This window comes from Leuconostoc sp. DB-1 (genome assembly GCF_013414845.1).
In the GTDB taxonomy this organism is placed as follows: domain Bacteria; phylum Bacillota; class Bacilli; order Lactobacillales; family Lactobacillaceae; genus Leuconostoc; species Leuconostoc mesenteroides.
Map to the genome: position 1 here is coordinate 1,762,090 of NZ_JABFNJ010000001.1, position 15,301 is coordinate 1,777,390.

At 36.7% G+C, this 15,301-nt stretch carries 18 protein-coding genes and 1 tRNA gene; 6 read left to right on the forward strand and 13 right to left on the reverse strand.

From position 1 onward, the window contains the following. Window positions 1-40 precede the first annotated feature (40 nt). A complete protein-coding gene (locus HFP47_RS08660) occupies window positions 41-304 on the forward strand; it encodes a PspC domain-containing protein (protein WP_011680558.1) in 264 nt (87 codons plus the stop codon). 82 nt (window positions 305-386) lie between these two features. On the opposite strand, the gene HFP47_RS08665 is transcribed toward HFP47_RS08660, so the two are convergent. Continuing rightward, window positions 387-1,280 (reverse strand): alpha/beta hydrolase, encoded by an 894-nt coding sequence (locus tag HFP47_RS08665; protein WP_025268589.1) that lies wholly within the window; start codon window positions 1,278-1,280, stop codon window positions 387-389. A gap of 128 nt (window positions 1,281-1,408) precedes the next feature. On the opposite strand from HFP47_RS08665, the gene HFP47_RS08670 reads away from it, so the two are divergent. Further along, window positions 1,409-2,863, forward strand: a complete 1,455-nt coding sequence (locus HFP47_RS08670) for a glutamate--cysteine ligase (protein ID WP_179876332.1) — start codon at window positions 1,409-1,411, stop codon at window positions 2,861-2,863. Between the two features lie 35 nt (window positions 2,864-2,898). On the opposite strand, the gene HFP47_RS08675 is transcribed toward HFP47_RS08670, so the two are convergent. The 4 genes from HFP47_RS08675 to HFP47_RS08690 form a co-directional block, all read right to left on the reverse strand. Further along, complete coding sequence (locus HFP47_RS08675) at window positions 2,899-4,080, reverse strand: ABC transporter permease (protein WP_014325263.1); 1,182 nt, start codon at window positions 4,078-4,080, stop codon at window positions 2,899-2,901. Continuing rightward, the gene (locus HFP47_RS08680) at window positions 4,067-4,756 is read right to left on the reverse strand and encodes an ABC transporter ATP-binding protein (RefSeq protein WP_179876333.1); all 690 of its coding nucleotides are present in this window, start codon (window positions 4,754-4,756) and stop codon (window positions 4,067-4,069) included. Before HFP47_RS08680 ends, HFP47_RS08675 begins: the two co-directional genes overlap by 14 nt. Beyond that, a complete protein-coding gene (locus HFP47_RS08685) occupies window positions 4,749-5,789 on the reverse strand; it encodes an efflux RND transporter periplasmic adaptor subunit (protein WP_179876334.1) in 1,041 nt (346 codons plus the stop codon). The genes HFP47_RS08680 and HFP47_RS08685 overlap by 8 nt, the downstream gene beginning before the upstream one ends. Before the next feature lie 66 nt (window positions 5,790-5,855). Further along, window positions 5,856-6,344, reverse strand: a complete 489-nt coding sequence (locus HFP47_RS08690) for a hypothetical protein (RefSeq protein WP_050892001.1) — start codon at window positions 6,342-6,344, stop codon at window positions 5,856-5,858. Between the two features lie 419 nt (window positions 6,345-6,763). Between HFP47_RS08690 and HFP47_RS08695 the strand changes: the two genes are divergently transcribed. The 3 genes from HFP47_RS08695 (at window position 6,764) to HFP47_RS08705 (ending at window position 8,886) form a co-directional block, all read left to right on the forward strand. Then, entirely contained in the window at window positions 6,764-7,531 is a 768-nt protein-coding gene (locus tag HFP47_RS08695; protein WP_150289305.1) for a helix-turn-helix domain-containing protein, read from the forward strand. A gap of 459 nt (window positions 7,532-7,990) precedes the next feature. After that, on the forward strand, window positions 7,991-8,779 hold the full coding sequence (locus HFP47_RS08700; protein ID WP_179876335.1) for a 2-keto-4-pentenoate hydratase: 789 nt from the start codon (window positions 7,991-7,993) through the stop codon (window positions 8,777-8,779). Between the two features lie 36 nt (window positions 8,780-8,815). Further along, a tRNA-Ile gene (locus HFP47_RS08705) sits at window positions 8,816-8,886 on the forward strand. A gap of 12 nt (window positions 8,887-8,898) precedes the next feature. Here HFP47_RS08705 and HFP47_RS08710 read toward each other — a convergent pair. Beyond that, the gene (locus HFP47_RS08710; RefSeq protein ID WP_011680564.1) at window positions 8,899-9,891 is read right to left on the reverse strand and encodes a YeiH family protein; all 993 of its coding nucleotides are present in this window, start codon (window positions 9,889-9,891) and stop codon (window positions 8,899-8,901) included. Between the two features lie 139 nt (window positions 9,892-10,030). Here HFP47_RS08710 and HFP47_RS08715 point away from each other — a divergent pair, with 139 nt between their 5' ends. Next, entirely contained in the window at window positions 10,031-10,858 is an 828-nt protein-coding gene (locus HFP47_RS08715; RefSeq protein WP_042251904.1) for a LysR family transcriptional regulator, read from the forward strand. Here the strand turns inward: HFP47_RS08715 and HFP47_RS08720 are convergent. From HFP47_RS08720 to rpmH, 7 genes are all read right to left on the reverse strand, one after another. Beyond that, complete coding sequence (locus HFP47_RS08720; RefSeq protein WP_010293912.1) at window positions 10,853-11,422, reverse strand: xanthine phosphoribosyltransferase; 570 nt, start codon at window positions 11,420-11,422, stop codon at window positions 10,853-10,855. The genes HFP47_RS08715 and HFP47_RS08720 overlap by 6 nt on opposite strands. A gap of 119 nt (window positions 11,423-11,541) precedes the next feature. Continuing rightward, window positions 11,542-12,465, reverse strand: coding sequence for a magnesium transporter CorA family protein (locus HFP47_RS08725; RefSeq protein WP_179876336.1), 924 nt, complete (start codon window positions 12,463-12,465; stop codon window positions 11,542-11,544). Continuing rightward, entirely contained in the window at window positions 12,462-12,926 is a 465-nt protein-coding gene (locus HFP47_RS08730; protein WP_115231394.1) for a GNAT family N-acetyltransferase, read from the reverse strand. The genes HFP47_RS08725 and HFP47_RS08730 overlap by 4 nt, the downstream gene beginning before the upstream one ends. Continuing rightward, window positions 12,895-13,500, reverse strand: a complete 606-nt coding sequence (gene lepB, locus HFP47_RS08735) for a signal peptidase I (RefSeq protein ID WP_115231395.1) — start codon at window positions 13,498-13,500, stop codon at window positions 12,895-12,897. Before lepB ends, HFP47_RS08730 begins: the two co-directional genes overlap by 32 nt. 117 nt (window positions 13,501-13,617) lie before the next feature. Then, window positions 13,618-14,454, reverse strand: coding sequence for a YidC/Oxa1 family membrane protein insertase (locus HFP47_RS08740; RefSeq protein WP_179876337.1), 837 nt, complete (start codon window positions 14,452-14,454; stop codon window positions 13,618-13,620). Continuing rightward, a complete protein-coding gene (rnpA, locus tag HFP47_RS08745) occupies window positions 14,451-14,801 on the reverse strand; it encodes a ribonuclease P protein component (protein WP_010280488.1) in 351 nt (116 codons plus the stop codon). Before rnpA ends, HFP47_RS08740 begins: the two co-directional genes overlap by 4 nt. 138 nt (window positions 14,802-14,939) lie before the next feature. After that, entirely contained in the window at window positions 14,940-15,074 is a 135-nt protein-coding gene (gene rpmH, locus HFP47_RS08750) for a 50S ribosomal protein L34 (RefSeq protein WP_002816117.1), read from the reverse strand. Between the last annotated feature and the right edge of the window lie 227 nt (window positions 15,075-15,301).

The window sequence follows — 15,301 nt, forward strand, 5'->3', positions numbered from 1 at the left end:
TCTAAGCCTAAATCAACAATTATTACATGGAGGAATAACAATGACAAAACATAAAAAATTAACTCGCTCACGTGATAACCGTGTGATTGCCGGTGTCCTTGGTGGAATTGCTAACTATTTTAATTGGGATGCTACGTTAGTTCGAATTATTTTCGTGGTATTAGGATTCTTACCCGTTCTGCCCGGAATTTTAGTTTATATTATCGCTTGGGTGTTGATTCCTGATGAACCACGCCAGACACATTATTATTCAGACGGTTCCAGAAAAGATGTCACACCTGATGACTACGATGATCGCCCTTAATTAAAACATTAATCTCAAATAGACCCTGTGGACTTTTTTTATATCCACAGGGTCTATTTACTTGCTTTGCAAAAACGCATTGTTAGTTAGTATTTTGTCTGATAAATGCCAATTTTTTTGCATGAATATCATCCGTGTTGAAATCACGTGGTCCATGATGCGCATCATCAACTAGTATCACCTCAGCTCTTTTACCCACTTTCTGATAATACTTTTCAGCCAATGAAACACTCTGTAAATAAGGTACTACGTCATCCTTAGTTCCAGCAAATAATAACAAGGGCGGCATATTCTTTGAAAAATAAGTTGCTGGGTTCGCTTGTGCAACTTTGCTTGGCATCTGGTCCGGCCGTTTGGTACCTAACATTATTCCTTCAAACGACTGTGCCTCACCAGTTTCGCTGAACTGTGGTTTTATGTTGAGAGCAGCAAATTGTTTAGAAAAATCGTCAACTTTGTAGGGCCCATACATCCCAATCACGCAACTAATTTTTGGAAAAAACGTGTGTTCCGCTACATCTTTGAGTCTGCCCAACAATAAATGCTCAGATATTGTTGCTGCCGTTAAAACAGCTAACTGGGCTCCGCTAGATTCCCCAATCAATATAATGTTGTCCTTATCAAGGCCATACTGCTTTGAATTCTTTATCAAAAAATTTATTACTGCACGAATCTCAGCGATTTGGACAGGGAAAGTTTGTTCACCTAGCTGATTAAGTGAATAATCTGGACTCACTACTGCAAAACCATCATTCAAGAACCGTAAACTGGGATTAAGTTTATATGAGGATTTTTGGCCTCGAAGCATACCCCCACCATATATGTCTACAATAACTGGACAATTCTCCCCCGCTTTAGGTAAATAAAGGTCAAGCTGATTACGATCTCCAACCGAATAGCTAAGATTATGAAACACCCTAGCATTTTTTGGCATATTTGCTGGAACATATTTATATGTTTTATCTTTGAATAACATACTTTCATTATAAAACAATTAACGTATCCGTCAAATTGTAATAATAATATTAAAACTGATACAAATTTTACCACTACCAGCTTATAATAAGTTAAAATGGTTTAAATATAACAATTGGAGAACGTTGTATGCTTCAAAATTCTATACAACTTACAGATAACAAGCTACGTGAAATACTATTTGCTGGTCGTTTTGGTATTGAAATAGAAGAACACCGTGTACAATCAGGAAGTAAAAGCCTATCCCAACATCCACACCCTCGTGATTTAGGCAATCGGCAGTATCAACCCTACTTCCAGACTGATTTCTCTGAAAGCCAAGAGGAACTAGTCACCGGTACTAAACATTCTTCAAAAGATGCCTTAATGCATTTGCACGAACTCCAGACTATTTTGGCATCTGAACTGGCTGAGGATGAAATTATTTGGCCACTTTCGATGCCCCCACATTTGTCTGCCAACGATATTGATTATTTGCTTAATCATTTTGAACGATCTTGGTATCAAGAATATCGGGATGTTTTAGTCAAACGTTATGGACCTTTTAAGCATATTATGGCTGGAATTCATGTTAATTTTTCACCAGCTGACGACTTAGTTTGGTGGTTTGGCTCCCAAAGAGAAATCAATTCCTATCCTGCTGCCAAAAATGAGTTATACTTTCAAATCGCTCAACAGATAGCTAGTTATAGATGGCTACTGACCTATCTTTTTGGTGCAAGTCCCGTTTCTGAAAATTCAACAGATAATTTACCAACTAATTTCAAACATAGGCAACCGGTTCGCTCTTGGCGCGCCAGCAATTTTGGTTTTGCAAATCATAACGATATTGAAATTGACTATACTAACTTTGAAACGCATATGAAACAAATTCAACATTATGTTGATACTGGCCAATTCTATGATAAAAGTGAGTTTTATGGTCCAGTACGTTTAAAGGCTCCAGGAAGTTTGACTAATATGGCACAACGTGGCGCCTCATACCTAGAATTTAGGATGTTTGATACCAATCCCTTCACACTAGATGGTATTTCACAAGATGCGTTAAGCTTCCTCCATTTGCTAATCATCGATGCCATCATTAATCCACAGCAATGGTCAGATGACGACCTAAAAAGTGCGCAGTCTCTAAACCATATGGTAGCTTTACAACATCCAAATGCTCCCCTCATCCCATCACTCGCCACTTCTGCTAAACAATTGATTCAACGCTTGGAGGATATTATTAAGCTGTCCCCCGCTGAACTACAGGAAGATTTTTTTAGCGCTCTCACGTTCGCTAAGGATGCCCTTGCTGATCCAACGAAAACTATTGGGGCCCAGTTATCAAACTTCATTAGTAATGATTCTCTGGAAGCATTTTCTTTGAAACGCGGACAACAGATTTTGTCAGAACGAAAGTCCAGCAGTAATAATTTTGTTTTTGCCCCAAATCATTTAAAACAAACTTACATCCAGGCGCATAAATTAGGATTTAAAACATTATTGCGCAAGGACAATTGTCTACAAATAAGCCAAAACGACCATGTCTGGACGTTTACAAAAAATACAGACTTAACTAAATATGTCAAAACAAAAAAGTAATGATACGGACTGTATCATTACTTTTTTAGTAGTTGTTATCTTAAAATATCAATCAGGTTTTTATTACTTGCTGTTTTTGCTGGTAAAATACCAAACACTAGACCAACAACTGTTGACGTTCCGAAAGCCAATAAGAATGTTGATAGTGAAACACTAGCTTTAAATGGTAGGAAAGCAGAAATTCCCATCGCTACCCCTAACCCTGCAAGGTAGCCAATCATCCCGCCACTAAGTGTTAACATAACTGCTTCAATCAAAAACTGCCATAAAATTTGTTTCTGAGATGCCCCCACAGCCATCCGAATACCAATTTCTTGAGTCCGCTCGCTGACTGCAATATACATCATGTTCATGACCCCAATGCCGGCAATAAATAACGAAATACTTGCGACAGCAACAATAAAGTAAGTAATACCCTTAATGACTGCTGTTATACCTTTAAGCATAGCTGCCGTATCAAAAAACTCATAGGATCCGGAAGCATGTTGTGAACCAATTTTATTGAGTTGATCTTTAATATCAGTTGTTGCTTTAGATATATTTGTTCCAGACACAAATGTTAGCTTTAAGGTATTCGCATTAACCGTTGCGTTACTGTTCTCAAACACGTGTCGTGGCACAACAACGTCGTAATTGTAAAATTCACCCTTTACCGCATTATTATTAATAATACCAACAATTGTATACATTGTGCCATTGATTTCAATTCCTGAATTCAACGCATTTCGATTTGTTCGATAACCCTTCTTGGCAATTGATTGACTAACCAATGCAACTGGGTTATCCATTGAGATATCTGTTGCTTTAAGGCCATGCCCAGTAATTATCTCACTGTCATTTGCTGTTGTTGCTAAATATACTGATGCTGTTAAGCTCTTACCATTAATGGTCCCCTCACTGGATAAGATACCATGATCATCAGACTGTACCGTAACTTTGCTGACTTTGGCATTAGCGCGAATACGCGCTAAATCATCATTATTAAATCCGGAAACTTTAGCATCATTACTTGGCGAAAATGTAATTTCCGTCGACTGCTGTCCACTACTATCGGCCTGCAAATTTTTCAGCATTTCAATTCGTGCACCATCGCCAAGAGATAGGATGGTGATCACCGAAGCAATACCAATAATAATTCCAATCATAGTTAAAATACTGCGACGTTTATTTGAAATTAATGACCTGAATGAACTGACAATTAACTCACGAACCTGCATGTTGCACCTCCATGTCACTTTGTAAACGACCGTCTAAAATTCTAATCAGACGATTTGTTTGGCGTGCAACGTTTTCATCGTGTGTCACCATAATGATTGTTGTTCCATTACGATTTAGCTCTTCAAAAAGTGCCAATATTTCTCGAGATGTCGCCGAATCTAATGCCCCCGTGGGTTCATCTGCCACTAGAAAGTTAGGCCGTGTGACAATTGCACGAGCAATTGCAACACGCTGCTGTTGTCCACCCGATAAATTTTTAGGTAGTTTATCATAACTGCCGGGCAATCCCACTTGCTCCAACACATCATTTACACGAGCAATAATATCACGTCGCTTCAAACCAGCATATAATAACGGCAACCCAACATTTTCGCCTACACTTTGGTTCCTAATTAGTTTGAAATTTTGAAAAATAAAACCAACTGATTGATTACGCAATCGAGCATGATCGCGTCTATTCAAATCATTAACTACAGTGTCGTTGAAATTATATTGTCCATCAAAATCATTGTCTAAAAAACCAATAATGTTAATCAATGTTGATTTCCCTGAACCGGACGGTCCCATAATCGCAACAAATTCACCAGCATCAATATTTAACGAAATTTCATGTAAAGCCTTATAATTCTCGTTTCCCTGTCGATAACTTTTGCTGACTGAAACTAAGTTAATCATCAACAACCTCTCCGTTTGTCAACTTTGCATCCGGATTAGTAACCAATTCTTCCCCTTTACTAATACCAGAGTTAACAATGTACGTATCTCCATTTTGCGTTAAGTCAGCTTGAGCTCGACTAGCCTTACCATCAATAACTTTGTAAACACTACCTTTATATACCGCTGATTTTGGAATTTTCAACTCTGACTGCGGCACCTTTACTTTAACGCTTTGTCCGTACAAAAAGTCGTTATTAACACTGGCAGAGAAAGGATAATACGTTGTTCCTTTGCCCTGATTAGATGGAATTTGTTCAATTTTTGTAATCTTAGTACTTTGTTTTGGCGAGCCATCAATACCGCTCACTGCGACAGTATCTCCAGCGTGTACCTTGCTGTAATCATATTCTGACACATTAGCTTGCAAAACTTTTTGACTTGAATTCATTGTAATGGCTGGTATACCATCTTTTGTATCATTACTAACTGAAACAACCCCGTCAAAAGGTGCCTTTAAAGATACAGTTAATTTACCTTGTAATTCTGCTAGCTTATTTTGGGCATCTTGCAAATCACCATTTGCATCAGTTAATGCTTGTTGCGCTTGTGTAACAGTGTCCTTTAGCGAAATTTTAGTATCCGCATCTGCTTGATTGTAACTTTGTTGCGCATTTTTCAGAGTAGCTGATGCGCTGCTAACTGCGCGATTGGCTTTATTTACAATGTCCTGTTGTGAACTAATAGACTCTTGCACGTCTGTAGCAGTTACGGTAAGTAAAATATCACCATTTTTAACAGACTGCCCGTCTTTCACATTAATTTGTTGCAATTTCCCAGTTGGTGAGTTTAAAGATTGTGTTTTTTCAGCAACCACTTTTCCTGACATTGTAAGTGGTAAGGCGCCGGTTACTTTATACACTTGATACTTGTTTTTAGCAGTTGATGTTGGCTTTACCAGTTTATGATAAGCTTGCACGCCAGTGGCAGTTAAAATACCAAGTGCAGCAATACCTCCAACAACAGTTACTATAATTTTTGTCTTGCGTTTCATATACTTCCCCTACATAACATGTTAATGATTATTCAAAACTCTTTACATCTCGTTAACTACAAAAAGTTAAAACGCAAAGGCCATCCCAGTGCCTAGAGCTACTGAAATCACAATAAAAATAATCTGTGTACGTTTTGTAATCGTACCATCCTGACGCAAAATTAATGTATATAAGAATGCCGCAACAAGATCACCAACAATGCTTGCTACTTTATTATCATTCTTATATAGATTCAAAACAGTTATTAGAAACAGATTAATGATTCCAACAGGTAACGTACTTACTACTGTGGCGTACCATGAATTCATGAATGATACGGATTGCTTTGCCTCTTGTCCAAGTTGCGAAAGAAAAATAAATAATTTGCTGAATAACGCACCAAATATAACGGCTGCTGTTGCTCCAACAACTATACCAATCATTACAGGCAAAGCTGGCGCATTAAACTCAGATCCACTTACGTCTTTTATAGCGATCAAACTACTAACCATCGTTATTCCGATTAGAACCAAAGTACCAACGATTGTTAACACAATCTTAACTGTTTTTGTCATATTTCTCCCTGTTGATTACCAAGACTACAAGATTCATCATGCTTGCACCTAATAATAGTTCAAACTGTAACAATACTTGAAGTAAAATAGATGAGTTTTGAAAATATCCCCACAGACTTTCAAAAAATCATCTATTTTTTAAATACAAGTATAAGTGAACTATCAGATAATCTCTTTTCTCCTTTATTTGTATCAGGCCTATACTATTTAGCCGATAGTTATTATTATATCAAAATCAATACGACCAAAATTCATCAAAAGTTACGTCATATCGTATTTTTTGCGATAAATATTTTATTGACTTTTGTTGTAAAATCTGATAATAATTGTTTTAATTAAACAAACGACAAATAAATGTCATTTTTTACCCATGTTTTTCGGACTTTATTATTAATTTATAAAAAAGTAGTGGTATTTTCATGTATGAAATTAATAAAATAATTAAAAAAATTAGAGATGACAACAAACTCACGCAAACAGAGTTTGCTGCTTTTTTGTCTGTATCTCACCAAACTGTTTCAAGTTGGGAACGTGCGAGAACCCGGCCCACACTTGTGATGTTGAAAAAAATATCCCAATCATTTAATATACCACTTTCAAAATTATTACCCGTCGATAAGGTGCCAAAGAAAAGTAAACGTGATCTGGATAAAGAAAAATTAGCCCATGCATTCTTGTGCTTATTATCTCGCTCTGATATGCGAAACGTCACTATGCAAGATATTATTCTTGAGTCCGGCCTAAGTACACATTATGTCTCATCGCTTTTTTCAACACCTTTGGATATATTAACTTTTATTGCGATGAAAATCGAACAGGAAATATCAATTGCGCTGGAACATACAACAGCAACTGACCCTTTTATCATACTTGCTGATGTTATATTGCCTATTTTATATCAGCATTGTCACGTTCTAAAAATACTCTATTCGAAAAATTATGCAAATGGCGAATGGCTGCATTTTTTAGAGCAGAGATACATTAAATGGGTGACTCCGTTTTTTAATAATTATTGTGTTGAAAACGCCCCAGTTAGTCGATCATTTGCTATTGAACTCAGCGTGAAAATGACACTCTCAATTATTTCAACTTGGCTAACTCAACCTATCCCCGAAACACCAGAAACTTTTCGAGTTCATTTCTTACAATTAACCAAGATGTCTATCACTGACATAGCCACTTTATAATTTTTAAATAAAAACACCGTATTTTACTAATACGGTGTTTTTATTCAATAATTATGCACACAGTATAATTATTGGTTTTGATTAATTTCATATTGTGATTTTGTTAACTTTTATATAAACTGAGCTATCTCGCTATCTATGAATAAAAATACAAGCACCATGTATTATACCTGCTTTCATCATTAATAATGGCACTTAAATTATAAAACTAAGAATAGTATTGCTTTTTTATGTTGTTTGTTTTATACTTAGAAACATGAACAAGCAAATGAACTCACAAGTAAACAATACAATTATCAACGCAATTATTATTATTTAATAGTTGGGTTGTTATTTAACGTAACGACTCGTAATATCTGGTCGTTACGGTTATAATGGAGTTTAAAATCCCATTTAATAACTGTAATAGTTATTAAATGGGATTTTTTGTTTGAAATAACAATAAAAGAGGAAAATATCATGACAACATCAACAACACACACCGTACAAGAATTAACTACTAAACTCTTCCAAGCATTTGATACCAACACGCCACTTGACAAAGACGAATATGTCGGCGTCGTTGATAATTTCGAAAATGCCTATAAAGTCCAAGATGCCGTTCTTACTCAAAAGAATGCTCCAGTTGCTGGTTACAAGGTTTCCTTAACGTCTCAGGAAACACAAGATTTATTTAACTCTGATTCACCACTATATGGTGCCCAATTAGCTAATCGATTTGTCCAATCTGGTTTCAATTTAGATTTAACAGCATACAATGAACCGCTAGTTGAGGTGGAATTAATGTTTACTGCAAAGAAGGACCTAACCCCATCAATGAGCGAAGTAGAACTACTCCAAAATACAACTGTTGCACCAACTTTAGAATTACCAGATGCCCGTTTCAAAAATTGGTTCCCAAAGCTCGACAAGTATCTCGTTTTGTGCGACGCGGCCGTAGGGGGTGCCGTCGTTTATGGTAATCAACGTGATGGCGCTGACTTAGATTTAGCTACTTTAGCTCGTGTTTCAGCTGTTCTGTCGCACAATGATCAAGAAGTTGCCAATGGCGTTGGCAGTGAAGTCCTTGGCAACCCAGTTACATCACTAAAATGGCTTGTTGAAAAACTATTTTCACAAGGCAAAGATTTTCCAGCAGGAACGCATGCTTCGACAGGAACATTTCTACTCCCCTTGTCACTTACAACCGGCACTTGGAAAGCGCAATTTACTGAAGGCTTTGGTTCTGTTTCGGTTCATGTGAAATAATAATAAAAAGCGTTCCACGTGGAACACTTTTATAATAGGCTTGTAGCTCAATGGCAGAGCGTTGCGCTGATAACGCAGAGATAGAGGATCATTACCTTTCAGGCCGATATATACTAAATTTAAAATAGAATTTTTATTAAAATAATAGCAAGTATGACCTGTACTGCACCAGTCACAAGGCCAAAGCTAAGAAACTTTCCTCCAGACTTTCTGATTGTGTCCAACTTAAGATTCAATCCGATTCCCGCTAAGTTCACGACGCCGAAAAACCCAGAAATCTGTTTGGCTCCACTTGTTATTAAGTTGGGTAATGGAATAAAACTATTAACTAATAGTAAAACTACGAATGCCATGATGAACCAAGGAATTTTGACACCTTTACTATTAATATTTGTTGCTGAATCGTCTTTTTTTTGTGCCATTTTAGCAAAAACTAACACAACAACTGTCAACATGATGACACGTAGCATTTTAAACAGGGTCGCATACGTGACAACAGTAGGATTAATCAATGATGCTGTTCCAACGACTTGCCCAACTGACTGAACCACACCACCAACTAGTGCACCCAACAGTAAGTTATGGTCTCCTAACACGTGTGGCCCAAGAATCGGCAATATCAGTAACAACACAACACCAGTCAAACTAACAGTCGCAACACTTGTTCGTCGTTGATCATCAGTGGCCCCTATCGCTGGTGCTACTGATGCAATAGCACTTGATCCACAAACAGCATTACCTGCGCCCATTAACATGGAGGATTTGTCAGAAACTTTGAAAACACGACCACCCATCCAAAGAACAACCAAAATAGTTAATGTCATCTGTATCAAAATGAATGCCAAGCCATTAATACCAAGATTTTCAATGGTCCGGAGTGTAACGGTAAGCCCCATCAACGCAATACCAATTTCGATGGGAAATTTTTCTGCCCATTTCATCCCCGGTGCGAAAGATGGCTGATTCAAAACAGTATTACCTAATAAAATACCTAGTAACATTGCGATTGCTTCCGCGCCTAAAAACGGCAGCCACGTAGCTAATACTTTAGCAACTGCAGACAATATTAAAGTAATGATAATACCAGAAATCATAGTCTTTTTAATTTTCATGTCAATTCTCCCACACGTTTAACAGCACCAATGGGCTGCTAAATTCTAATTTCGATAGTTATTATGTTACCCCCACCTTTGCTATTTGTAAAATAAATATTTATAATATATTCAATTAAGTATTTTAATAGGAAGTCATATGTTTAAACGAATCCAATCCTTTATCGCAGTTTATGAAACACGTTCTTTTTCAAAGGCGGCTGAACAATTATTTATTTCTCAACCTACAGTCAGTGTGCATATTAAACAGTTAGAGTTGCAATTAAACACTACGTTATTTGAACGAAACGGGCGTACTGAATTAGTACCTACTACAAATGCCAGAAAATTTTACCAACATGCTCTACATCTACTGGATGACTGGCAAAATGCAACAGACAGCTTAGATTTAGCTGAAGAACGGCCACGTACTACAGTGAGAATAGGTGCATCGCAGACCTCAGCAACCGTTCTACTGCCCAAGATTTTTGCACAAATAAAAAAAGATGAATTTAACACCATTGATTTCAAAATTGAAATGCATAATTCTGAAGAAATCCTGGCTGGTGTTTTAAATCATCAATTTGATTTTGGCATAATTGAAAAACCGATCACACATGATTTTATTACTCGTGATGCGATAGCCGGTGATCAACTTGTTTTGGCTGGTAATCTGGACAGCACTGTTTGGTTGGTTCGGGAAAAAGGTTCTGGGGTGTATCATTACACACAACAATACTTTAAACAGCATAACATTGTACCAGATCATTTCTTAACTATTGCAAATAATGATATTATTGTAAAAATGCTGGCACAAAATGTTGGTAAATCTATTGTTAGTATTCAAGCTTTACCAGAATCTGTTCCTTATAAGAAACTAGATGACGCGTTTAACCGTCAATTTTATATTATTCACCATGAACATAGTAATCAGAGTGCTATCAAAAATGAGATCGCACGCTTTATTCAGATTGCCAGAAATTTATAAGAAAATAACTTCATCGTTTTCAAAACCTTTAATTCTTGCCAAACTTTCAACACGTACCCCGCGCTCATCTAGAATTTGACGGCCTTTTTGAAAAGTCTTTTCTATGACAACCCCAACCCCAACAACATTAGCATTTGCATCGTTGGCGATCTTAAGCAGCCCCTCGACAGCCTGTCCATTAGCTAAGAAATCATCGATTATTAAGATATTTTCAGCGGCACTTAGGAAGCGATGATCAATCATAATATGATTCGTCGTTTGCTTTGTAAATGAATACACATCTGCAGTCCAAACATTCTCTGGCAATGTTAAAGATTTATTTTTTCGTGCGAATACAACTGGCACATGAAGTGCCAAACCTGCAAAAACTGCCGGAGCTATTCCAGATGATTCAACCGTTACGATCTTATCAATTTTCTCATCAGAAAATATTGTTGCAAATTCTTCACCCATGGCTTGCATAAGTTCTGGGTCAACTTGATGATTTAAAAAAGAGTCCACTTTTAACACATCTTTACCCAAAACACGACCATCTTTTTTAATTCTTTGCTCTAATATTTTCATCATTCATTTCCTTTTTCATTTACTGCCACCATTGACAACCACTACCTTTTTAATTTGAGACGTTTTTAGAAAAAAATGGCGACAAACTATCGTAATCAATACAAAATTTGAAATAATCATTATTTTCGAAAAAAACCAGAAATCATCATCAAAATGCTAACCAACGCCATTAATATAAGGGTAATAACAATCGTTACCCACCAACCACTTTGTGCATCAGCAAACGGCAACCACTTCACATTTTCACCATAAAACCCACTTACAATAGTTGGGACTGTCAAAACAATTGAGTAAACAGTTAATACCTTCATCGTCCAATTCAAATCACGATTACTGAGATTGCCCATCGCGTCACTAACTGAATTAATCACTTCTAGTGCCAAGTTAGCCATTCGCTTAGCTTGTTCAACTTCAACTCTTACATCATCAATATGTTCTAGTTCAAACTCTTTCAATAATGTTTTAAAATCTGTTCGAAAGCTATCTAGCATCACATGATTATTGGCCAGTGAATTTTGAATATAAATCATTTGTGTTTTTAAATATAATAACTCATTCATTTGGTGTGTCGTTTGTTTTTGTTGACCAAATTGTGCCTGAATGACACGCCGCTTTTTATTAATTTCTGTTATTTCGTCAACATACTTTATCATTAAAGAATATAATCCTGTCATGATAAAATCAAATGCACTAATTTCGTCCTCTTGCGCTCGTATTTGTTGATTTTGCGGATCTAATATAATCTGTTTGATGTAATCTGTAGGCTCATGCGTAAATGTATAGACATCATTATGAGCAAATAAAATACCAATTGGCCTCGTCTCTACATTGTTGTCTTGATGTACAATAACGTCAATAACCATCAAAGTTTCGTCCGCATATCGATCATATTCCATGCGCACACTCTCATTATGATCAACAGCATATCCTATCATTTCATTGGTTAAGTGGTGCTCTTTGACTAAGCTTTCATGTTCTTCAACTGTCAAATTTGAAACGTGATACCATGTAAAGTTTTTTACGTTCTTAACTATCTCAATCATTTTCTGCCATCCCTATAAGTCAGATTTTGTGGCTTTGCAAACACTGATTTTCCAACAACTAAAAACCCTTCTCGTTCGTAAAAACGTTGCGCAGCAACATTAGCTGTAACCACTTTTAATTCTAACGCTTGCGTTGCTTGATTGCGTGCCCAATCAAGTAATTTTGCACCAATGCCACAACCATTCCAGCCTTCTTTAATAAATAGCAGATGTAAAAAACTATCACGCTCTGATAAGGATGCAAATCCTACAATTTCTTGATTAATAATAGCGACCTCGACCACCTCACCATGAGAAACTCTAGCAAAATCCTCTAATTTAGGATGTTTAACCCAAGAAAAATTATGTTGTCGAGCACCTAAATAAATACGCGCAAGTGCCTCTGAATCGTCAGGTTGCATTGCGCGTAGTACTAGATTTTTCGTTGATTTAGTTTGCAAAAAATTTTTTTGACTGGTCATTAACATTCTCTTTTGATTGATTATCTGAGTTCCAGAATGGCACATAGATTTTACCAAGTACATGCTTCTTTTCAACGTAACCAAACATACGACTGTCATTTGAAACCGATCGGTGGTCGCCTAGTACAAAGTATGAATTCTTTGGTACAACTGTTGTGTTACGATCTTTCTTTTGCCAAAAATCTCGAAATGATAGCGTTTTTAACGTCCAATCACCCCAAGTGCCCCCTGATTGTTGCTCTAATCCAATGTAATCCTGATTAACTTTTTTACCATTAACATATAGATTCGCACCTTTATGTGATACTATATCACCGCCAACAGCAATTACGCGTTTCACGTAATCCTTGTGCCCAGATTTAATTTGTGGATCCTCATTGGTTGCGTCAAAAACTATGACATCCCCACGTTTCACAGTAGATATTTTGCTCTCAACAACTAATTCGCCATTGTCTAAATTGGGATTCATTGACGGTCCGTCAACTGTCACCAAAGTAAACAGAAATGTGCGGATAATCAAAGCAATGAAAAGACCAATGACAATGGGTATTACCCAGTTTTTTATAAAGTTCATATCCTATCTGCCCCTCTAACATTAAATAATATTATATCAGTTTTTAAAAAATATTTATACAAAAAAAGCTGGAAACAGTGTTATAACAACATTGTTTCCAGCTAATAATATCATTTTTTACCGCTTACGGCGTTTTGCTTTTCTGATTTTACGTTGTTTTTCTTTTTCAAGTTGCGCTGCTGCTTCGCGTTCACGTCGTATTTTGAAAGGATTTTGCAAGAAAAATGTCTGTACAGTTTGGAAAGCATTTCCCACAACCCAGTACAGTGACAAAGCACTCGGAACGGCTAGAGCAGAGAAAAAGATGATCACAGGGAAAATGTATGGCATAGCCTTAGTCATACCATTTTGATCGGGGTTAGATTGCATTGAAAGCCATGATGATGCAAACGTGAACAATGCGGCCAACACCGGTAAAATAAAGTACGGATCATTACTTCCCAATTGTAGCCACAGAAACTTTCCCGATCTTAGCACAGGTGAATTCCAAATTGACTGATACAGTGCAATTAAAATAGGCATTTGCACAATTAAAGGTAACATTGAAGCAAATGGATTTACGCCAGCATCCTTATAAAGTGCTTGTTGCTCTGCCATCATTAACTGACGACTTTCAGTATCCTTACCTGGATACTTTGCTTGTAGTTCTTTTAAAGCCGGCTGAACCACTTGCATTTTCATCATTGATTGCACTTGGTATACCATTAGTGGCAAGATCAAGAAGCGAATAAAAATAGTAAACAGGATAATACCCATACCATAGTTATTGCCAAACCAACTTGAAGCACCCAAAATAGCTCTTGTAAACACCGCGACAATCGCACTCCAGAAACCATGTGATGTCACATGTCCATCATACGACAATCCGGACACAATGATTAAGACCAAAGCTACTCCTGCCATAATCAAAGGTAACGGTCCAATTCTCTTCAAAATATTCTCAAATCGCTTCATTCGTTCTCTTCTTTCAATATCTTAGCCAACTTTAACACATGAATCATTTGATTTTTCAAAAATTTTTGACTTCTATGTGCTGCAGCAGGGCGTGCAATGACTAATAAATCCAACTCTTGAGGTAATTCAGGTTTCAATTCTAACAAGCTTTGACGGATACGACGTTTAACCCAAACCCGCTCATGTGCTTTACCTACTTTTTTACTAACCGAAAGCCCAACACGAAAATGTTTTTGCTCTGGTTTATCCATTTGATAAACAATAAAATACTTATTAGCTACAGAACGGTGTTTATTAAAAACATGTTGAAATTCTTCTGGTTTTTTTATGCGGAATGTTTTTCTCATGAAATTACTCCCTATTTATGTACGTAGCCGTATCAACATGCCTAAATGGTTACTAAAATGTTCATCTTCACGATAAATAATATATTATTTATTTCTTCATGTACTAAATAAAAAAGCCACTGCATAGCAGCGACCTTGTTAGGCAGATAGAACCTTGCGGCCCTTTGCACGACGGCGAGCCAAAACTTTACGACCGTTGCTCGTGCTCATACGCTTACGGAATCCGTGTACGCGTTCACGATGACGCTTTTTTGGTTGGTATGTACGCTTCATGTGTGTTCACCTCCATTCACGATTTTTACCTGCAAAAACTTTGCAATTCGAGTTTAATCATATCATGAAATCAACCCCAGCACAAGCGTACTAGATTTTTTTTCAAATACTTAACTATTATACGCTCTTTGCTATGTTAATAGCAATATAATCCTCATCTCAGCATTGACAATCAAACTTTTGTTACAATAAATTTTAGAAATATACTTATATATTATTTTAAAATT